Annotated in this window: 24 protein-coding genes; 13 read left to right on the top strand and 11 right to left on the bottom strand. The window is 64.6% G+C overall.

What is annotated here, in order from left to right; all coding sequences use genetic code 11:
• Positions 1 to 455 precede the first annotated feature (455 nt).
• Together P2T60_RS09105 and P2T60_RS09100 are read left to right on the top strand one after the other, a co-directional pair.
• Positions 456 to 1,181 carry a ribosome assembly factor SBDS gene (locus P2T60_RS09105; protein ID WP_276278932.1) on the top strand — a complete coding sequence of 242 codons (726 nt, stop codon included), beginning with the start codon at positions 456 to 458 and terminating at the stop codon, positions 1,179 to 1,181.
• A 1-nt stretch (position 1,182) separates the two neighbouring features.
• On the top strand, positions 1,183 to 1,554 hold the full coding sequence (locus P2T60_RS09100) for a hypothetical protein (protein WP_276278931.1): 372 nt from the start codon (positions 1,183 to 1,185) through the stop codon (positions 1,552 to 1,554).
• On the opposite strand, the gene P2T60_RS09095 is transcribed toward P2T60_RS09100, so the two are convergent.
• Entirely contained in the window at positions 1,517 to 1,837 is a 321-nt protein-coding gene (locus tag P2T60_RS09095; protein WP_276278930.1) for an FUN14 domain-containing protein, read from the bottom strand. The two genes, P2T60_RS09100 and P2T60_RS09095, sit on opposite strands and share 38 nt — an antisense overlap.
• Positions 1,838 to 1,998: 161 nt before the next feature.
• On the opposite strand from P2T60_RS09095, the gene P2T60_RS09090 reads away from it, so the two are divergent.
• The 3 genes from P2T60_RS09090 to P2T60_RS09080 all read left to right on the top strand — a co-directional run bounded on the left by P2T60_RS09090 (position 1,999) and on the right by P2T60_RS09080 (position 4,201).
• Positions 1,999 to 2,355 carry a DUF2209 family protein gene (locus tag P2T60_RS09090; RefSeq protein WP_276278929.1) on the top strand — a complete coding sequence of 119 codons (357 nt, stop codon included), beginning with the start codon at positions 1,999 to 2,001 and terminating at the stop codon, positions 2,353 to 2,355.
• The gene (hflX, locus tag P2T60_RS09085) at positions 2,352 to 3,647 is read left to right on the top strand and encodes a GTPase HflX (protein ID WP_276278928.1); all 1,296 of its coding nucleotides are present in this window, start codon (positions 2,352 to 2,354) and stop codon (positions 3,645 to 3,647) included. The genes P2T60_RS09090 and hflX overlap by 4 nt, the downstream gene beginning before the upstream one ends.
• A gap of 215 nt (positions 3,648 to 3,862) precedes the next feature.
• Complete coding sequence (locus P2T60_RS09080; RefSeq protein ID WP_276278927.1) at positions 3,863 to 4,201, top strand: hypothetical protein; 339 nt, start codon at positions 3,863 to 3,865, stop codon at positions 4,199 to 4,201.
• A gap of 8 nt (positions 4,202 to 4,209) precedes the next feature.
• Here the strand turns inward: P2T60_RS09080 and moaC are convergent, their stop codons facing one another.
• Both moaC and P2T60_RS09070 read right to left on the bottom strand, forming a co-directional pair.
• Positions 4,210 to 4,722 carry a cyclic pyranopterin monophosphate synthase MoaC gene (moaC, locus tag P2T60_RS09075; RefSeq protein WP_276278926.1) on the bottom strand — a complete coding sequence of 171 codons (513 nt, stop codon included), beginning with the start codon at positions 4,720 to 4,722 and terminating at the stop codon, positions 4,210 to 4,212.
• Complete coding sequence (locus tag P2T60_RS09070) at positions 4,715 to 6,157, bottom strand: NAD(P)H-hydrate epimerase (RefSeq protein WP_276278925.1); 1,443 nt, start codon at positions 6,155 to 6,157, stop codon at positions 4,715 to 4,717. The genes moaC and P2T60_RS09070 overlap by 8 nt, the downstream gene beginning before the upstream one ends.
• 466 nt (positions 6,158 to 6,623) lie before the next feature.
• On the opposite strand from P2T60_RS09070, the gene P2T60_RS09065 reads away from it, so the two are divergent.
• Positions 6,624 to 7,463, top strand: a complete 840-nt coding sequence (locus P2T60_RS09065) for a hypothetical protein (protein WP_276278924.1) — start codon at positions 6,624 to 6,626, stop codon at positions 7,461 to 7,463.
• Between the two features lie 47 nt (positions 7,464 to 7,510).
• On the opposite strand, the gene P2T60_RS09060 is transcribed toward P2T60_RS09065, so the two are convergent.
• Positions 7,511 to 7,807 carry an acylphosphatase gene (locus P2T60_RS09060; protein ID WP_276278923.1) on the bottom strand — a complete coding sequence of 99 codons (297 nt, stop codon included), beginning with the start codon at positions 7,805 to 7,807 and terminating at the stop codon, positions 7,511 to 7,513.
• Positions 7,808 to 7,994: 187 nt separating this feature from the next.
• Positions 7,995 to 8,900: a DNA-3-methyladenine glycosylase family protein gene (locus P2T60_RS09055; protein ID WP_276278922.1), complete on the bottom strand. Its 906-nt coding sequence runs from the start codon at positions 8,898 to 8,900 to the stop codon at positions 7,995 to 7,997.
• An 86-nt stretch (positions 8,901 to 8,986) separates the two neighbouring features.
• On the opposite strand from P2T60_RS09055, the gene P2T60_RS09050 reads away from it, so the two are divergent.
• Positions 8,987 to 9,451 carry a DUF555 domain-containing protein gene (locus P2T60_RS09050; RefSeq protein WP_276278921.1) on the top strand — a complete coding sequence of 155 codons (465 nt, stop codon included), beginning with the start codon at positions 8,987 to 8,989 and terminating at the stop codon, positions 9,449 to 9,451.
• A 205-nt stretch (positions 9,452 to 9,656) separates the two neighbouring features.
• Here the strand turns inward: P2T60_RS09050 and P2T60_RS09045 are convergent, their stop codons facing one another.
• Positions 9,657 to 9,896: a UPF0058 family protein gene (locus tag P2T60_RS09045; RefSeq protein WP_276278920.1), complete on the bottom strand. Its 240-nt coding sequence runs from the start codon at positions 9,894 to 9,896 to the stop codon at positions 9,657 to 9,659.
• A gap of 250 nt (positions 9,897 to 10,146) precedes the next feature.
• Here P2T60_RS09045 and P2T60_RS09040 point away from each other — a divergent pair, with 250 nt between their 5' ends.
• Complete coding sequence (locus tag P2T60_RS09040; RefSeq protein WP_276278919.1) at positions 10,147 to 10,554, top strand: translation initiation factor IF-2 subunit beta; 408 nt, start codon at positions 10,147 to 10,149, stop codon at positions 10,552 to 10,554.
• On the opposite strand, the gene P2T60_RS09035 is transcribed toward P2T60_RS09040, so the two are convergent.
• Positions 10,555 to 10,734, bottom strand: coding sequence for a DUF7836 family putative zinc-binding protein (locus P2T60_RS09035; protein ID WP_276278918.1), 180 nt, complete (start codon positions 10,732 to 10,734; stop codon positions 10,555 to 10,557).
• Between the two features lie 166 nt (positions 10,735 to 10,900).
• Between P2T60_RS09035 and P2T60_RS09030 the strand changes: the two genes are divergently transcribed.
• On the top strand, positions 10,901 to 12,109 hold the full coding sequence (locus P2T60_RS09030; RefSeq protein WP_276278917.1) for a putative manganese transporter: 1,209 nt from the start codon (positions 10,901 to 10,903) through the stop codon (positions 12,107 to 12,109).
• Between the two features lie 55 nt (positions 12,110 to 12,164).
• Positions 12,165 to 12,665, top strand: a complete 501-nt coding sequence (locus tag P2T60_RS09025) for a hypothetical protein (RefSeq protein WP_276278916.1) — start codon at positions 12,165 to 12,167, stop codon at positions 12,663 to 12,665.
• A 96-nt stretch (positions 12,666 to 12,761) separates the two neighbouring features.
• Here P2T60_RS09025 and P2T60_RS09020 read toward each other — a convergent pair whose 3' ends face one another.
• The 4 genes from P2T60_RS09020 to P2T60_RS09005 all read right to left on the bottom strand — a co-directional run bounded on the left by P2T60_RS09020 (position 12,762) and on the right by P2T60_RS09005 (position 14,474).
• Positions 12,762 to 13,286 carry a hypothetical protein gene (locus P2T60_RS09020; protein WP_276278915.1) on the bottom strand — a complete coding sequence of 175 codons (525 nt, stop codon included), beginning with the start codon at positions 13,284 to 13,286 and terminating at the stop codon, positions 12,762 to 12,764.
• Between the two features lie 161 nt (positions 13,287 to 13,447).
• Positions 13,448 to 13,732 carry a DUF357 domain-containing protein gene (locus P2T60_RS09015; protein ID WP_276278914.1) on the bottom strand — a complete coding sequence of 95 codons (285 nt, stop codon included), beginning with the start codon at positions 13,730 to 13,732 and terminating at the stop codon, positions 13,448 to 13,450.
• Between the two features lie 55 nt (positions 13,733 to 13,787).
• A complete protein-coding gene (locus P2T60_RS09010; protein ID WP_276278913.1) occupies positions 13,788 to 13,913 on the bottom strand; it encodes a hypothetical protein in 126 nt (41 codons plus the stop codon).
• 3 nt (positions 13,914 to 13,916) lie between these two features.
• A complete protein-coding gene (locus tag P2T60_RS09005) occupies positions 13,917 to 14,474 on the bottom strand; it encodes a hypothetical protein (RefSeq protein ID WP_276278912.1) in 558 nt (185 codons plus the stop codon).
• A gap of 120 nt (positions 14,475 to 14,594) precedes the next feature.
• Between P2T60_RS09005 and grxC the strand changes: the two genes are divergently transcribed.
• The 3 genes from grxC (at position 14,595) to P2T60_RS08990 (ending at position 18,452) form a co-directional block, all read left to right on the top strand.
• Entirely contained in the window at positions 14,595 to 15,959 is a 1,365-nt protein-coding gene (grxC, locus tag P2T60_RS09000; RefSeq protein WP_276278911.1) for a glutaredoxin 3, read from the top strand.
• A 285-nt stretch (positions 15,960 to 16,244) separates the two neighbouring features.
• Positions 16,245 to 16,853 (top strand): CBS domain-containing protein, encoded by a 609-nt coding sequence (locus P2T60_RS08995; RefSeq protein ID WP_276278910.1) that lies wholly within the window; start codon positions 16,245 to 16,247, stop codon positions 16,851 to 16,853.
• 189 nt (positions 16,854 to 17,042) lie between these two features.
• Positions 17,043 to 18,452: a branched-chain amino acid ABC transporter permease gene (locus tag P2T60_RS08990; protein WP_276278909.1), complete on the top strand. Its 1,410-nt coding sequence runs from the start codon at positions 17,043 to 17,045 to the stop codon at positions 18,450 to 18,452.
• The last annotated feature ends 1 nt before the right edge of the window (position 18,453 follow it).

The following is an 18,453-nucleotide window of genomic DNA, read 5'->3' as shown; positions in this document are numbered from 1 at the left end:
TATAGTTGTTCGAGACAGGGGGATTTCTCCGTCCGTGGGCGCGGCGGCGACGGGGACGGAAAATCGGTAGGAGTGACCGGCTTGAACGACGGACGCCTCGCACCGCGACCGCACGGCACCGCACAGCAACGCAGACAGAAATTCGTAGAGTTGGCGACCGGCTTGAGCCACTGAAGACCGCACCGCGACTGCGAGCCACGTCCTCCCCAACCGACTGCGTTCCCTGCCGACGTTCGCAGGTCAGCGAGACGCTTCGCGTCTCGCAAGCCTCGCCCCTCCGGTCGCTGTGGTACTCGTCCACCGGAAGACAAACCGCGTCTTCCGAGCAGTCGGCCCAGAGCGCCGACGACGCCAGCGCGCGCGGGTCGCAGGCCGTGAAGTCCGCACGCGCCGAGTCGCGGACGGGGAGGCGTAGTGGGGAAGCTTATTTTATACGCGGGACACTACCGTACCGTATGATACCACTCGAAGAGGCGGTGACTGCCCGCCTCGAATCTCACGGCGAACGGTTCGAGGTACTCGTAGACCCGGACGCGGCGCTGGAAATCAAGCGCGGCGAGTTCGAGGGCGAACTGGAGGACGTTATCGCCGCCGAGGACGTGTTCGAGAACGCGAGTCGCGGCGACCGACCGGCCGAGACCGCCCTCGAAGACGTGTTCGGCACGACCGACCCCCTCGAAATCATCCCCAGAGTCATCGAGGACGGGGAGATTCAGATTACCGCCGAACAGCGCCGCGAGATGCAAGAACAGAAGCACAAGCAACTGGTCAACCGCATCACGCGCAACGCGGTCAACCCCCAGATGGACAACGCGCCCCACCCGCCCGAGCGCATCGAGTCCGCCTTAGAGGAGACCGACTTCCGCGTGGACCCGATGGAACCCGTCGAGACCCAAGTGGACGACGCCTTGGACGCGCTCCGACCCGTCATCCCCATCCGGTTCGACGAGGTGACGGTCGCGGTTCAGGTGCCCGCCGACTACGCCGGGAGCGCGCAGGCGAAGATTCGGCAGTTCGGCGAACTCGAACGCGAGGAGTGGCAGAACGACGGCGGATGGGTCGGCGTCCTCACGTTCCCCGCCGGGATGCAGAACGACTTCTACGACCTCGTGAACGAACACACCAGCGGCGAGGCCGAGACTCGCATCATCAAAGACGAGGACGACATCAGTATGCGGTGAGATGGCGCTCGTAGACGTGCTGGCGTACGACCTCCCCGACGGCGAGACGGCGTATCGGGCGGTCGAAGCGGGACGCGCCAGCGAAGTCGTCGCGGCCCACGAAGACGAGTACCGCAAGCGCAGAATCCTCCTCCGGGCATTGGTCGGACTGGTCGCGACGGTGATGGTCGGCTACAGTCTGCTCGTCGTCCAGCGACCCCTGTTCGGCGTCGCGGCGGCGCTGGTCGTCTTCGGACTGGTCGAGTATCGGTCGAAGAACGGGGAGACGCTCGTTCCGAGCGTCGTCGCGGAGCGAATCGACCGCCGCGAAGCGGCCGAAACCCACGGTGTGGACGCTACCCCTTCCGGAAACCGAGCAGGAACCCGCCGGTGAATCCGGCACCCACCGAGAGCGTAGAGAGGATGGTCGTCATCCACGACGGCGGCGTGCCGCCTTGGGCCGCTTCGCCCGCTTTCAGCGCGCCCGCGGTGAGTCGTTCCCAGTCCACCGTCAGGATGCCGCGCGATTCGAGGAACTTGAAGAGAGCTAGTTCGAGACCGACGATGACGGCGATGAGTTTCGCCACCTTCTTGGCGGCGAACCCGATGACGCCGCCGACGACGGCCCCGGACCCGAATTCGAGTCCGAGCTGTTGGGGGTCGATTTCGAGGGGCATACGACCAAACCCACATCGACGGAATAAGACTCTTGTGGTACTCTCAGTGCGGCGACACCGGCTCGTCGCATCATTGAAATGGAACGGGGTCGTAGACCGGGACATGGGCACCGTGGGTGCGGAAACCGAGGTGAAGGCCCGGCGAGGCTAGCGTCGTCGGCGTGGACATCAGCGGCCGCCACGAGGAGTCCGGCGAGTACCTGATGGTGGCCGCGGCCGTCTACGCCAGCGTCGGCACCACCCGACTCCGGAACGTTGAGGGGATGGGGTTCGCCACGAGTCGGAACCCGCCGACCTTCGAGAACGCCGCGAACGTCGTGGCCGACGCGGTAGCCGAACTGCCCGACCCGCCCGAGGGTCCCGTCGTCGCCGAGAGAGGCGAGTTCTACGAGGAACCGGAAATCAAGGTCGAGCAGTTCCTCGGCCCGGATTTCAAGTACGTCGAGAGTATAGCCGAACGCAAGACCGTACAAGCCGCACACTACGCCGCGTACGCCGCCCGAAAACTGTTCCTATGAAAGCGATAATCGTCAAGCGAGTCGATTCCGGCACGCCAGACACCGAAGAGATACGCGACCTCGCCCGAGCCGCGGGTTACGAAGTCGTCGCCGAGTTCACCCAGTCGCGCAAGGAGGACCCCGCGCTACAGGTCGGCGAGGGGAAAGCCGCCGAAATCGGGCGCGCAGTCGCCGAGTCGGGGGCCGAAGTCGTCGTCTTCGACAACGAACTCGGCCCGTACCAGACGTACAACCTCGGCCAGCAGTTCCCCGAGGACACCAAGGTCATCGACCGATTCAGACTCATCCTCGAAATCTTCGGCCAGCGCGCACAGACCCGGAAGGCCCAGTTACAGGTCGAGTTGGCCGAACTCCGGTACGAACTCCCGCGCGCGGAGGCCAAGACGAGTCTCGCCAAGCGCGACGAGCGACCGGGGTTCATGGGTCTGGGCGAGTACGACGAGAGCCGCGAGCAGGACATCAAAGACCAGATTTCGAACATCAAGGACGAACTCGACTCCATCGCCCGGACCGAGGCCGACCGCCGGGACAGGCGGCGCGAGTCCGGATTCGACCTCGTGGCGATGGCTGGCTACACCAACGCCGGGAAGTCCACGCTGATGCAGAGTCTCGCGGCCGACATCGAGTTGGGTGAGAACGAGGAGTTGCATCCCGACTTGGACACGACGGCCGAGGCCCAAGACCGCCTGTTCACGACGCTCGGGACGACCACCCGGAAGATGGACATGGAGCGCCGCGACGTGTTGCTGACCGACACGGTGGGGTTCATCAGCGACCTTCCCCACTGGTTGGTCGAGTCGTTCAAGTCCACGCTCGACGCGGTGTACTACGCCGACCTCGTGTTGCTCGTCGTGGACGTGAGCGAACCCATCGAGGAGATACGCGAGAAACTCGTCACCAGCCACGACACCCTCTACGAGCGCAACGAGGCCCCCATCGTGACGGTGCTGAACAAGATAGACGCCGTGGACGAGGAGGAACTCCGCGAGAAGACCGAGGCGCTCTCGGCGCTCGCTCCGAACCCCATCGCCGTCTCGGGCAGAGAGCAGATAAATCTGGAGGGCCTGCGCGACCGAATCGACGCCGAACTCCCCGACTGGGAGCGCGAACGACTCGTCCTGCCGATGACCGACAACACGATGAGCGTCGTCTCGTGGGTTCACGACCACGCGCGGGTCAACGACGTAACTTACACCGCTGACGAGGTAATTCTGGACTTCGAGGCCCGACCGTCTATCGTGGAACGCTCGCGGGCGAAGGCGGGCGAGTTGACCAGCGCACCGTCGGCGTGAAGACGCGGGGTAATCCTCGTTACGACTCGGGTGGGTCCAAGTAACGGATATATCCGCGAGCGGTCGGCTACGCGCCGTTCGGCGGTTCGGTGATTATTTCGACGCGCGACTCGGGAGCGCGGCGAATAACAAAGTAGCCCTGACCGGCACATTCCCACGGCAGGAATCGGCCGACCGACGGGAGTACTCGACGCTGGACGCCTGCCGTACAGACGATGGCCCGCGAATCGAATCCGACGCGGGTGGCGTGGCCCAAAGTGTACCTCGTGCTGACCGCGCTCTCGACAGGCCTGCTCGGACTACTCCGGTACGACGTTCCGCCGTTCGACCGCTTACCTCCGGTCGCCGCGGCCGTACTCATCGTCGCCGTGTTCGCGGCGGCGAGCGTCGGCCACTGGTACGACGTGAATCGGAGAGAACGCCGGGCAGAGGACGCGCCGCCCGACTTTCCCGCAACCCTCGACGAGGAAATCGCGTATCGGGAGACCGATGAACCGGACGAAAAGAGAGACGGCGACGGGAGAGGGGACGACGACACCACCGACGAGACGTGAGTCCGAGACTACAACTCGCGCTTGGTCTTCTCGACCACCCGCACACGGTCGATTGACGTTTCGGGATACTGGTCGTCGGCGTTCTCCGCGCTCTTCTCCGCGGCTTTCACCATGTCCCACACCACGTTCAGACCGGTCGTCACGCCCTCCAGCGCCTCCATCTCGCAACCGGTCTTGCCCGTCGTCTCGACGGCGACTTCGAGGGTCACGCGGTCGGCGAACAACTCGAAGTCGGTCTCGACGTTCGTGATGGGAATCTGGTGGCACATCGGGATGGTCTCCCACGTGTGCTTGACCGCCTGCACCGCGCCGACGCGGGCGGTGGCCAGCACGTCGCCCTTGCTCACCTCGTCGTCGCGGATGGCTTCGACCGTCTCGGGTCGGAGGTTGATTTCGCCCGCGGCGACCGCTCGGCGGGCCGTGTCGGGCTTGTCGCCCACGTCCACCATCTGGACCTCGCCCTCGGCGTCGGTGTGGGTGAGGTCGGTCTCGTCTCCGGCGGTCTCGCCGTCTTCACTCATCGTCGTCACCCCACAGGGCGCGGGGGAGGGCGTCGAGTAAGTCCGAGGCCAGCAGACCGTCGTGGCGGTCCTCGTCCAGCAGTTCGGCCGCCCGTCCGTTGGCGTAGGTCGCCATGCACGCCGACTGGAAGGGGTCGTGCGCGCCGAGCAAGCCCGCGACCGCGCCCGCGAGCGTGTCGCCCGTGCCGCCGACGCTCATGCCCGACGTGCCCGCCGTCGAGACGCGAGTGCGCTCGCCGTCGGTCACGATGTCGTCTCTGGCCTTTGCGACCACGACGTGGCCGAGGTCCGCGGCGAAGTCCTCGATTTCGTCGGCGTGGTCGCGCAGGGCGTCGGCGCTCTCGACTTCGGGACCGCCCATCTTCGCCAGTTCCTTCCGGTTCGGGGTGCAGACGAGGGTCGCGTCGGTATCAACGTCGGGGACGACCGGGAGGGCGTCGGCGTCCACGACCGCCCGGCCCGAGAACTCCGCGAGGAACCGTTTCGCGGCTTCGAGGGTCTCGTCGGCGTTGCCGAGACCCGGCCCGAGGACCACCACGTCGTCGTAGCTCTCGGCGGTGTCCACGAGGTTCGGGACCTGTTCGGGCGCGAGTCGGTCGCCGTCGTAGGACTGGACGATGAGGTCCTCGGCGTAGCTCTGAATCTGGGGCGCGACGGTCTCGGGCGCGGCGACGAACGAGAGGTCCGCGCCGGTCCGGAGCGCGGACTGGGCCGCGAGCGCCGGGGCACCCGTGTAGGGGCCGCCGCCGACGACGTAGGCCCGGCTATCCTCGGGTTTCGCGCCGCGCCGGACCGGGAGCAGGTCGCCCGGCCCGACGAGTCGCTCGGCGGCCGCGGGGATGCCGATGTCCGCGACTGTCACCGCGGCGTCCAGCGAGTCGAGACCGGGTTTCAGGTCGTGGAACGTGACCACGCGGTCGGCCTCGACCGCGGTACCTTCGGTCTCCCCCGTGTCCGCGTTCACGCCCGAGGGCACGTCCACCGAGACTACGGTGGCGTCGGCGTCGTTGATTCGCTCGGCGGCGGTGGCCTCGGGTTCGCGGAGCGCGCCCGTGACGCCGGTTCCGAGCATCGCGTCCACGATTACGTCGCAGTCGGGCAACTCGAAGCTACGGGAGTCGCCGACTTCCTCGACTTCGTACTCGCCCTGCCGGAGTGCGTCCCAGTTCCGTCGGGCGATGTCGGTCGAGATGGTCTCGGACCGTCCGAGCAGGTGGACCGAAACCTCGTAGTCGTCCAAGAACCGGACCGCGACGAAGGCGTCCCCGCCGTTGTTTCCGCGGCCAGCGACGACGGCCACGCGCGCGCCGGGGTCGGCCGCCTCGCGGACCGCGCGGGCGACGGCGTTGCCGCTCGACTCCATCAACTGCTTCTGTGGGACGCCGAGAGCGGCGGCGTTGGCGTCTACCTGCGCCATCCTGTTTGCCGAAATCATGCCGGGTGATTGGTCGGCAAGCGCGTTAAGTCCTGTCGTCGCGGACGACGGCGGCGGTTCCGCGAATCGTCACCGACGGCGGGATGCACCCGACCAATCGACCACGGGACGCGCACCGCGAGCGCCGGTCGGCGCTCGCGGTGCGGGGAGGCACGGGGCGCGGTGCTGTGCGGTGCGGTTGCGGTATGATTGGCTCAAGCCTGAAGCTAGTTCTTCTCGATTAGTCCGTTTATCGCCGAGCAGTCTCGTTTACCTCCGACGAGTCGGTCTCCCTCCGAGTAGTCCCGTTCGACTCCGACGAGGTGTGACGACGGTCCCCCTCGTCCGAGAGAACCCTATAGAAGTACTAAAGAATGCAAAATATTGCTAAAAAACAAGTAAACATATCTAAAGCGCGAATGTCAGCCCACTCTAGCCAGCACCGATAAGAGTCTCGCGGGCCGAACGTTCGGCGGGGAGATTACCGATGTCGAACGACCAGTACCGACGGGGCGGCCGCGAGGAACCGCGATGGGGACGAACCACCGAAGAACGCGGGCGCGGCGACCCGCGAAGTCCCGAACAGGTCGAGTCGGCGGTCAAACGGCGGATGCAGGGCGAGGAACTACTGATTCCGGTCGGCGACGAGGACCAGTCGGCGGGCGGGGACCGGGCGAGTTTTCGCTACGGTGCCGAGGCGCGACAGCGGGGCGACCACGTTCCGCGGGAGTCGTCGCGCCAGAGCGAAGGGACGGGCCAGCCGTCGCAGAACCCGGAGGAAAGCCGTCACGGACTCCAACACGGCGGCGAGTCCCGCCACCAGTCGAGTCACGCCGGGCCACCGCACGGCGGCGAGCAGTTCTCCGAGCGAGAGCGGAACGCGTCCCGACAGCAGTCGCGGGGGCGGGACCCGTCCGCCGAGCAGTCGCCGGAGCGACGACCGTCGCCACAGCAGACTCACCAGCAGACGCCGACGGAGCAGACGCCCTCGAAGCAACCGCACCAGCGGCCGACGGAAGGGAATCAGCGACCCACCGAACAACCGCATCAGCGACCCGCCGACGACCGGTCGTACTCCCGGCGTCTCGAAGAGTCGAGACGCCGGACGGAAGGGCCGTCCGGCGACGAACAGGCCCGGAGCGGTTCCGCTCGGACGCGGCGGTACGGGAGTCGCCGGACCGTGAGTCAACGCCGCGGTCACGACATCCGCAACCAGCAGACGCAGGGCCGGGAACGCGACCAGTCCGGGAGCGACCGATTCGAGCGGTTCGGTGGTCGGAACGACGACGCCGACAGTCGGGACGCGCGCCGCGACGACCGGTACTGAATGCCGGAGTTCCGACCAGAGTCTCTTCTTTCGGAAGCGCGGTCCCGCTATCGTCGAATCCGGAAGCCGTCTTCGCCTTCGGGGTCGCCGTACTCGACTGTCACGTCGTCCACGTCGGCGGCCGGACTGCCGGTGTGACACCACTCGACCATCGACTCCACGTCGTCGTCCGGTCCCTCGAAAACCGCTTCGACCCGGCCGTCCGCGAGGTTCTGAACCCACCCGTCGATGCCCTTCTCTCGGGCGGTGTCGCGGGTGTTCGCTCGGTAGTAGACGCCCTGTACCCGCCCGGAGACGAAGACGTGCGCTCGGGTTCGCTCGTCGTTCTGGGAGTCCTCAGGCATTGCCGGTTGTTCGGCGTTCTGACTTTTAAAGGTGGGTCCCGGCGTCCGCGTTTCGGGTCGGCGAAGCGGTCGAGTCGGACGTTACAATCTTTAATATTAATTCTTTGCGCGTGCGAAGAGTACCGGCGCTCTCCCGCTCTCCGGACGCGCGCTGGCGGGCCGTCGGGAGCGGAGAGACCGACGGCCCTTACCCTCGGTTTCGGAGGTAGTGGAACACGTAGGTCTGGGCGTACCCCGCGAACTCGCCGCCGAACGCCGCGCGAATCGCGTCGGAAGTCTCGGCGTACGACCCCTTCTCGCAGTCGGGGTAGTAGTCGGCGATGGCGGTCTGAATCCACGTGTCCAGCGGAACCGCCTCCAGATAGCCCAGCGAGAACAACAACACGCAGTCGGCCACCTTGTCGCCGACGCCGACGAACGTCTGCATCGCTTCGCGGGCGTCCGCGTAGTCGAGACCACGAACGTCCTCGGAGGTGGCCTCGCCGGAGGCGACCAGTTCCGCCGACCGCCGGACGTAGGGAGCGCGGTAGCCCAAGCCTAACTCCCGGAGTTCGTCCTCGGTGGCACGCGCGAGGCGGTCGGGCGTCGGAAACCCGTGGTAGGTCTCGCCGTCGAAACGCACCGTCTCGCCGAACTCGCGGGCGAGGGCGGTCTGCATCCCGTGGATGCGCCCGACCCGCATCTGGGCCGAACAGATGAACGACACGAGACACGGGAAGAAGGGGTCGTCCACGATTCGGAGGCCCCGGTAGGCGTCGCGGGCGTCCGCGAGCAGGGGGTCGTCGGGGATGCGGTCGAAGATGGCGGGCAGGTCGTCGTCGAGTCGGAGTCGGTCCGCCAGAAGCGAGTCGGCGTCGGTCGTCGCCTCCCACTCGACCATCCCGTCTCGCTGTCGCGCCCGGACGACTTCCGGGTCGGCGTCGTCGTTCCAGCCGACGACGGTGTAGTACCACGCCGACCCGCCGGTCGCGTCGGCAGTCTCGTAGGCGCGTCCGTCCTCGCGCCGCCAGAGGAACGTCTGGCCGCTCTCCAACGTCGCCTGCAAGTCGAGACCACCCGAGAGGTCGCCGACAGGTATCGAACCCGAGTCCATCGGGAGACCGAAAGGTTTGGCACGGTGGAAGTCTTTCGCTTTGGGGCCAAAGTTGATACTGTTGGCGCTACAACTTCTATGCGCCTATGAACTGCAGAGTTGTCGTGGAAGCCGCAGTCCCGGTCTACGACGTGGAGACACCGGACGAGGCAGTCCGCATCGCAATCTCCAAGACCGGAGAGTTGCTCAACCCCGACCTCAACTACGTCGAAATCAACATGGGGGGTCGTTCCTGCCCTCACTGCGGGGAGGAACTCGAACCGGCGTTCATCGCGGCCGACGAGAGCCTCGTCGCTCTCGAACTGGAGATGTCGGTGTTCAACGTCGAACGCGAGGAACACGCCTCGCGCATCGCGCGCAAGGAAATCGGCCAGCGCCTCGAAAACATCCCCCTCACCGTCCTCGAAGTCGAAGTCATCGAGGAGGACGACGACGAGTCCGAGGAGACCGACGCCGAGGAAACCGATTCCGAAGAGGCCGAAGTCGAATCTACGGGTCAGAGCGACAGCGACGATGAAGTCCTCCCCGAGTTCGAGGACCTCATCGAGTGACGACCGACTCTGCTAGCCCCTCGCCTTCGCGCGGCGTGACGGGCACGTCTATTCTCCGGTAGCCGATACTCGTAGCTTACTGTTTCTCGGTCGAAACGTTTCGCACCGTCTCGTGGGCGGTTCGGCCGGGAACTATCGAGTTGTTCGCAGAACAGAGACGCCACTAGCGAGTCGTATCGAGATTTCGAGGAACGTCGTTCGCAGTTCAGTCGGCCTTGGCGGCGACTTTCTCGTCCGCCTCGGCTTCGTGCATTTCGGAGGTTATTGCTTTCGCCATAGCGAAGACTGCCGCTTTGTGGTCTGTCTTCGACTTGTGAATAGAAGTTGGTCGTACGCCGAGCGAATCGTACTCGGAAAGGTCGACTTCGGTGCTGTTCTCTTCCTCGAAGTAGTTCCCGACCTCGGCGAGAAGGCCGTGAAGGTGGATGAGTTCCTGCTTCTTCATAAGCAAACGAGGCTAACAGTTGCAGGGTTATAGTATTATCTTGAGTCCCGTTAACACGGAGTACGAATTACTCCGTCATGTAACGCCATAATCGCAACGAAGCGGGAGTAAGACGATGTTGTGAAACGGTTGCAAACTGTTGTGTCCGTTTCACTTCGGGGCGCAACCAACCGCCCGGCACGCTGGCCGACCCCCATAGTTCCCTTCGAGTCTGAAAGGTTTTTATCCGATTGCGGCCCTTGAGCCAACCATGAAGGGCTACGACGACCATCTCGAACGGGCGATGGACGAAACGCCCGAAATCGACGGTGACGGCGACCGCTTCGAGGTTCCCGACGCCGAAGTGCGCCAAGAGGGGAACGCCACCGTCTACGAGAACTTTCAGGACACGCTCGACAGACTCGGCCGCGATGAGGACCACGTTCTGAAGTTCCTACAGGACGAGTTGGGGACCAGCGCACACATAGACGAGAGCGGACGCGCGCGTCTGACCGGCGAGTTCAGCGAGCGCCGAATCGACGACGCTATCGACGACTACACCGAGGCGTTCGTCCTCTGTCCGGAGTGTGGCTTGCCGGACACGAAACTCGAACGAGAACAGAGCGCGCTGTTGTTGCGGTGCGAAGCGTGTGGCGCACGCTCCGCGACCAGCAACTGACTACTGGAACTGTTTTAGCGTCTCTAAGTCCCGTTCAGTCCGCGTGAACTCCGCGGTCCGACGACTGGCGTGACAGTTCGGACAGTGGAACATCTCGTCGTGGGACGGGAGGTCGTCCGGTGACTCTTCCCAATCCTTGCTACATTCCGGACACACCAGCCGTACGTACGTTTCGTTCATACAGATGTGCCATGCGCGTGGCTGATAGAAAAAAGTTGTCGCAAAACCACGCTCGGTAAGAACGAGCGACGACCAAAATAGCTAAGTTGTACCATGCTAAACTCAGATTTAGATATGTCTAAAACACCCTCGAATGCGCATTTCACGGTCTCGGAGGCCGAAAGAGATGGCGAGTAGTATCGAGATATTCGTGGCGTCGGTCCGCGACGGCTACGTCCAAGTCAGTGCGTTCGTCGCGGTCACGGTCCTGTTGTTCGGTCTCGTCCAGTACCGGACCGGCGGCGCGCTGGTCGAACGACTCGGCGAGAACGAGCGCGCACAACCGCTCGTCGGCGCGGCGATGGGACTGACGCCCGGATGCGGCGGGGCCATCGTGATGATGCCCCTCTACGTCCGCGGGACGGTCAGTTTCGGCACCGTCGTCGCCACGCTCATCGCTACTGCGGGCGACTCCGCGTTCGTCATTCTGGCGCTCGCGCCGAAGGCGGCCGTCTACGCCTACGGACTCGCGTTCGGGGTCGCCATCGTCTCGGGGTACGTCATCGACCGCTTCGGGGTCGGCGTCGGCCGCGTGGACGCCGCGGTCCGGAAAATCGACCGGACCGCGACCGACGGCGGCGCGGCCGCGACCCCTTCGAAGGCCGCTACCGGACCCCACGACTACGACGACGGGAGTTGCGCGACTCACGACCACTCGCCCGCGAAGGAGTCGCCGGTGCTGACGCCGGTGTCCCACGCCGCCCACGCCCTCTGGTGGGTCGCCGCCGTCGCCGCCCTCGGACTCGGGATTACGTACCTCCTCGCGGGCGCTCCCGAGGTGCCCCTCGAAGTCGGGACTTCGTTCGCGGGCCTGTTCACCGTGGTCGGTATCACCGGGACCACGCTGTCGTTCTTCCTCTACTTCGTCGGCCGCCGGTACCTCGGCGACGGGCAGGTCGGGCGCGCCCGAGAGTCGTTCTCGGGGACCTACGATACGCTCGTCCACGCCGCGATGGAGACGAGTTTCGTCACGGTGTGGGTTCTGGCGGCCTACCTGCTCTACGAGTACGGCGTCCTCGCGCTCGGGGTGGACGTGGGCGCGCTCGCGGCGGCCGCGGGCCTGCTCGCACCCGTCGCGGGCGCGCTCGTGGGGCTGATTCCGGGGTGCGGCCCGCAAATCGTCCTCGCGGGGGTGTACGCCGAGGGCGCGATTCCCTTCTCGGCGCTGACGGCCAACGCCATCAGTCAGGACGGCGACGCGCTGTTTCCCCTGCTGGCGGTAGACAAGACGGCGGCCGTCGTCGCCTCCATCTACACCACGATTCCGGCCCTGCTCGTCGGCATCGCGCTCCACCTGCTGTTCGGTCCGATGTTCGGGTTCGGGTTGCTTGGATAGCCAGCCACCAAGTCCAAGGACGTTCTCGGGCAATCATCTTCCGGGGGTTTCGAAGATGGCTAATCCGCACAGAGAACAGCGACGGCGCGAAGCGGCGAACGAGGACCGACTCCACGAGAGCGGCGAGACCCGACGCGGCGACCACCCCGCCGACGAACGACACACGAACGAGTACGGCGACGCCGCCGACCGGGACCGAGAACGTCGCGCCCGACAGTTGAGGCACGACGAGACCGGCCACGGACACGCGAATCGGTGGGGGAGCAACCGGACGACCGAAACCGAGACGACTCACTCCGATACTGAGTCCCCGAACGCCGGGAGTCAGCGGGGCAGTCACCGCGAGGACGGAATCTCGGGGCGGATAACCGGCCAGCGAGGTGAGACCACCCGCCACTCCGACCCGAGCGACTCGTCCTTCCGCGAAGGGACCGGCGGCGAGCGAGAACACCGTCACGGCGGCCGAGAAGGGACGAGCGAGCGCGACCGGCGGTACGGCAGTCGCCGCGGTCACGGGAGCGAACGCGACACCGAGCGCCGCCACTCGTCGCGCTGAGACGAGTCCGAACCGCCGACTCTCGACGCTAAAGCAACTTGTTTCGTTCTTTTCCGATTAATATCATATTTTAGAGGGTTCCACGAACGTCTCTCGTCAGTACGGCCCGCCACCGCCGCCGTCCCCGGTGGTCGTTTCCGTCGCCGTCCCGCCTGTCGTCGTCCCGCCCTGTGTCACCTGCCCTCGCATGCTCTCGGGGTGGTACTCGCAGTCGTAGCGCGCGAGTCGGTCGGTCGCTTCGAAGACGACCGACCGACTCGCACCGACGGCCGACGACGAGGAAGTCGAGACGACTTCCTCGTCGTTTCCGTCGAAGACGCGCAGTTCGTGTTCCACGCCGTCGAGGTTGACCCACACGACTTCGTAGACGGTCCCCGGTCGCATCGTGAGCGTCGGGTTCTCCCGTCCCTGAATCTCCGACGGCGCGAGACCGTACCAGTACTCGACCTGTCCGCCGAGAACGACGGTCTCGTCGGATTGTCGGGCCGTGGTCGTCTCCCCAGTCCCTTCGGTGGTCGTTTCGGTCTCCTGTCGGTTCTCGCTCGCGCCCGCGTACCCCGCAATCGACCCGGCGACGCCGAGCGCGGAGGCGCGCAGAACCGTCCGTCTCGTAGGTGCCATGCTAGCGAGTATCACGACAGGGGTAAAATCGGTTTTCCAAACTTCGCGTCAGGTCTCGTCCAAATTCACCGCGTTCGGGCACGGAGAGTTACGTTTCGGGGGTGCTTCCCGCAGGAGCGCCCGCCGGTCGGCGGGGTCGCCGCCAACTGGCAGTCTCCGGCCTACACCGTGAACAGGTGGCCCTCACGGGGCACGTCGAACAGACCAACGCGCGCGCCCGCGTCCAACCAAGCGTGGCCGTACGAGAACGACGCCAGCGCGTTCACCAAGTCGTCTTCCTCCCGGAAGTGACGGCCGTCTTCGAGGTAGGAGGTCGCCATCTCCAGACACTCCGCCGCGGCCTCACCCATCGGGGTGTCCTCGGGCGGCGCGATTTCGGCGGCGGCTACGGCTTCGGCGAGCAGACCTTCGTAGCGGTCGGTCTTCTCTTCGAGGTCGGCGGGCATACTGGTGGTAGGGTCAAACGAGAAGTAAAGACTTCGACCTTGCTACGCGACGCAGTTACTCGTCTTCCGAGTCGTCTTCGGTGCCGGATGTGTTCCCGTTACCGAAGGTCGTCGCTCCGGGTTCACCGAGGTCGTCCGGGGTAATCGTGACGTTTCTAGTACCAGCACTGCTCTCGTCCATGCTTTACGCTTGAGTGTATATGCTCAAAAGCATTCTACCGAGTAGCATCATTATCGCCCCTAGAAAGGCCAGTAGCGAGTACTCTATCCACTGCTCTTTTTCGTCGCTCTTTTCGACACCATTCTCTATCCACTTCGGGTATCCGAGCGTGAGTACCCAGTTTAGATACTCGTCTTCGCGTAACTTGTACTCGGTCAACTTGTCGAAGGCATCTGTACTGACACCTCCGTCTACGGTCTGTCTCGTATAGCTCAGCGTAGCAAAAAATGCGGAACCGATGAAGAGTAACACGGCCCCAACCGACAGTACGTTGACGTACGTTCGGAGATTACGTACGTTTGACGAAACTGCCACGAGAATAGTGAGAACGAGACCGTTGAGACGAACGAGTCGAAACGCCGTGTCTGAGAGGTCGGAGAACGTTTGAAGAGTCTGCTCTAGAACCAGTTGGGCGTCCGAATGCGCTCGTTCCAAAGCGTCGGGGTCGAGGTCACGTTCCTCGGCTACCTGTTTCAATTTTGCTTCCCGATCGTCGGGCGCTTCGTTTCCCTCACCGAGCATTTTAGTCGATAATAACTATATTAGTGGTATACAAAATCCGACGAGTTCCGACGACTCCCGAAACCGGAAAGCCGACGCGACAACACAAGCTAAATACCTCCCCGGTAGCAATATTGTACTATGGCCGAACACCCGCACGTCGAGATTTACTGCAAGGAGAACTGCCCCTACTGCGAGAAGGCCAAGGACCTCTTCGACTCGAAGGGCGTCGAGTACGAGACCTACAACGTCACCGGTGACGAGGAGCTATTCGAAGAGATGGTAGAGCGCGCGAACGGCCGGAAGACCGCCCCGGAGGTGTTTATCGACGACGAACTCATCGGCGGGTACGACGACACGAAGGCGCTGGACGAGTCCGGCGAGTTGGACGAGAAGTTGGGCATCGCCACCGCCGATGGGGGGAGCGCTGGGCCGCAGGGCCAGCGAAACGGAGGCGGTGTAACCGCCGAAGTCGAACACCGCAAACTCATCATCTCGGGGAGCGGCATCGCGGGCCTGACCGCGGCCATCTACGCCGCGCGGTCGAACAACGACCCCCTCGTACTGGAGGGCGACGAACCGGGCGGTCAGTTGACTCTGACGACCGACGTGGAGAACTACCCCGGATTCCCCGAGGGTATCAGCGGTCCGGACCTCATCAACAACATGAAAGAGCAGGCCACGCGCTTCGGCGCGGAGGTCAAAAACGGCGTCATCGCGGACGTTGACGACTCCTCGCGGCCCTACCGCGTCGAACTCTCGAACGGCGACGTGTACACCGCCGACGCGTTCATCGCCGCCTCGGGCGCGAGCGCACGGACCCTCGGCATCCCCGGCGAAGACGACCTGATGGGCTACGGCGTCTCGACGTGCGCGACCTGTGACGGCGCGTTCTTCCGCGACGAGGAGATGCTGGTAGTCGGCGGCGGAGACGCCGCGATGGAGGAGGCCAACTTCCTCACCAAGTTCGCCTCGAAGGTGTATCTGGTCCACCGCCGCGAGGAGTTCCGCGCCGAGGACTACTGGATAGACCGCACCGAACAGAAGGTCGAGGAGGGCGAAATCGAGATTATCGAGAACGCAGAGGTCACCGAGATTCACGGGTCGGTCGAGGAGGGCGTCGATTACGCGCAACTGGTCCGCCACCCCGAGGGCCACCCGACCGACAAACTCGACGACCCTGAAACCGAGGAGTTCGAGATGGACGTGGGTGCTGTCTTCCTCGCCATCGGCCACACCCCCAACACCGAGTACCTCGAAGACACGGCGGTCGAGATGGACGAAGCGGGCTACATCAAGACCGAGGGCGGCAAGGGCGGCGGCCAGACGAAGACCGGCGTGCCGGGCATCTTCGGCGCGGGCGACGTGGTGGACTACCACTACCAGCAGGCCGTGACCGCCGCGGGCATGGGATGTAAGGCGGCGCTCGACGCCGACGACTACCTCGAAACCGCGGAAGTCGAGGCCGAAGAGGGTGCGACCGAGGCGGCGGCGAGCGACGACTGAGGACGCCCGTGCAAGCCATCTCCGTCGTTCTTTCGCAATCAGAAATATTTTCTAAACATAGGTAGCTATATCTCCGCGGTGGCCGACGGCCACCGCGGACGCCTCGGCCGACCGCCAGCGAACGCTCGGCCAATCAGCCGATAGGATGCGCTCGGCCGACCGACCGCCAGCGAACTCCCGAGGCGAGAATCACCCGCCGAACCCTGACAACTGTTAACGTAGGCTCGTCGCGTGCTTAAACCTGCCGGGGATACTTTTTAGATTGCCAGTGACAATCGTTCTCATATGGAAGGCGAAGTGACTGTCCGGGACGTGATGTCTCGGGAGTACGTCGGCGTCAGCGAATCTGATACGGTTCTGGGAGCGGTCAGACTCATGCGCGAAGAGGGAGTGGGGTGTGCTATCGTCCTTCGAGGGAGCGACCCGGTGGGTATCGTCACCGAGTCGGACGTTCTCGCACTGGTCGCCGACGAGGGCGTCCCGGCCGAAACCGAGGTGTCGTCGGTGATGTCCGAACCGGTCGTCTCGGTGAACGCCGACCGCGAGTTGTCCGACGCCGCGGGCACGATGTCCCGCGAGGACATTCGTCGTCTGCTCGTGACGAACGACGGCGAACTCCTTGGCGTCCTCTCGGAACGCGACGTGATTTCGGCGTCGGCGTCGCTGTCCGGCGTCCCCTCGCTCCGGGAGGAACCACTCGGCGGCGAACCGATGGGTAGCGAATCGATGGGCAACGAGCGATTGGCGAGCGAATCCGCCGAGACCATCGCAGACGACGGCGGGGACCGCTACGACTACTCCGACCGGAGCATCTGCGAGACCTGCGGCACCCTGAGCAGGGAACTCACCAACGTCAACGGCCAACTCATCTGCGCCGACTGCCGGGACGTGTAATCGCTCTATTTCTCGGTCTCGAATCCCTCAGCCGTCGCTCTCACCTCGTATCCTCCGGCCGTCGGGGTGTGAAAAAGCGCAAGACACAAATAGGTCGGGCTTGCGAGATACGATATATGGTAGGTTGTGACAGGCAGACACGCGAGGTGGTCGCACGTGCCACCTAGCACTGGGTTGGCAAATGCGATAGTGACCGGCTTAGTTACCGGCAGTATCGTCGCACTCGGCGCTATCGGACTGGCGCTGGTGTACAATATCGCAGAGGTACCGAACTTCGCGCACGGGGAACTCCTCATGCTCGGGGCGTACATGGCGCTATTCGTCAACAAACCCGACACCGTTCCGGTGTTCGAGGAACTCGTGACGGCCTCCCGGACGCTCGACGCGGTGGGGATGGCCGTCCTATTCGCACTCGCCACTGGGTCCGTACTAGCCGCGGTGTACCTGCTCGGCGGCATGCGGGCGCTGAAGGGGTCGTGGTGGCCGGGCGACCCGAGTCCGGCGGTGGCGCTCGGGGTCCACTCCCTCGCCGCCGGTGTCCTCGGTGCCGTCGTCGTGGTCGGGTTCCCCTCGATATGGGCCGGACTGCTCCTGTCGGCGCTGATGCTCGCGTGGATTGCACCGTTCCTCGAAAAAGTCGTCTTCCAGAAGTTCCGCGCGAAAGACGCGTCGCTGGCGACGATGCTCATCGTCACGCTGGGTCTCTCGTTCGTCCTCCGGTTCGGGACCCAAGCGTTCTACGGCGGACAGGTCCGGACCTACGTCGTGCCGCAGGTCGGTAGCGTCTTCGGCTACGACGTGGGACTGTCGGCCGCGAAGTTCTTCGACTTCTACGTCACCGGGAGCGGTCTCACGATGCACGTCATCGACACGGGACCGAACCCCGACCAAGCGATGTTCACCGCGGCCTACTCGTGGCTGGCGCTCCTCGGACTGGTCGTCCTGACCCTCGGGGCGGCGCTCGCGGCCTATCGCTGGCGAAGCGGCGGCGCGGAGGGCTACGGCACCAGCTACACCGTCGGCCCGAAACTCAGCGCGGCCGTCGCGGGTATCGTGACGTTCGTCGCGTTGCTGTTCCTGCTGGCTGGCGGCGGGTCGATTCCGCAGTCGTCGTCGTTCTCGACGCGGGTCCGCCTCTCGGTGATGCGCGCATCGGTCATCTTCATCGCCGTCGGGATGATGGCGTCGTTGCACTTCCTGCTACAGGAGACCAAACTCGGCAAGGCGATGCGGGCGTCCAGCGACAACATCGACCTCGCCAAGATTACCGGCATCAACACCGACCGCGTGATGATGGCGACGTGGATTATCGCCGGGGCGTTCGCCGCGGTCGGCGGCGTGATGCTCGGCGTCCTGTTCAGTCAACTGACGGTCAACATGGGGTTCTTCCTCCTGCTCCCGATGTTCGCGGGCGTCATCCTCGGCGGACTTCAGTCGGTGTACGGCGCGATTCTCGGGAGCTACATCGTGGGTCTCTCGATGGACGTTGGCATCTACGCGATTCCCAACGTCGGTTCGACCTACCGCATCCCCATCGCGTTCGCCATCCTGTTCGTCGTCCTGCTGGTCAAACCGGAAGGCATCACGGGAGGGAGCTAAC

Source organism: Halorussus caseinilyticus, assembly GCF_029338395.1.
Taxonomy (GTDB): Archaea; Halobacteriota; Halobacteria; order Halobacteriales; family Haladaptataceae; genus Halorussus; species Halorussus caseinilyticus.
The sequence above is the reverse complement of the archived record's forward strand: the minus strand, read 5'-3'. Positions and strand labels throughout refer to the sequence as shown.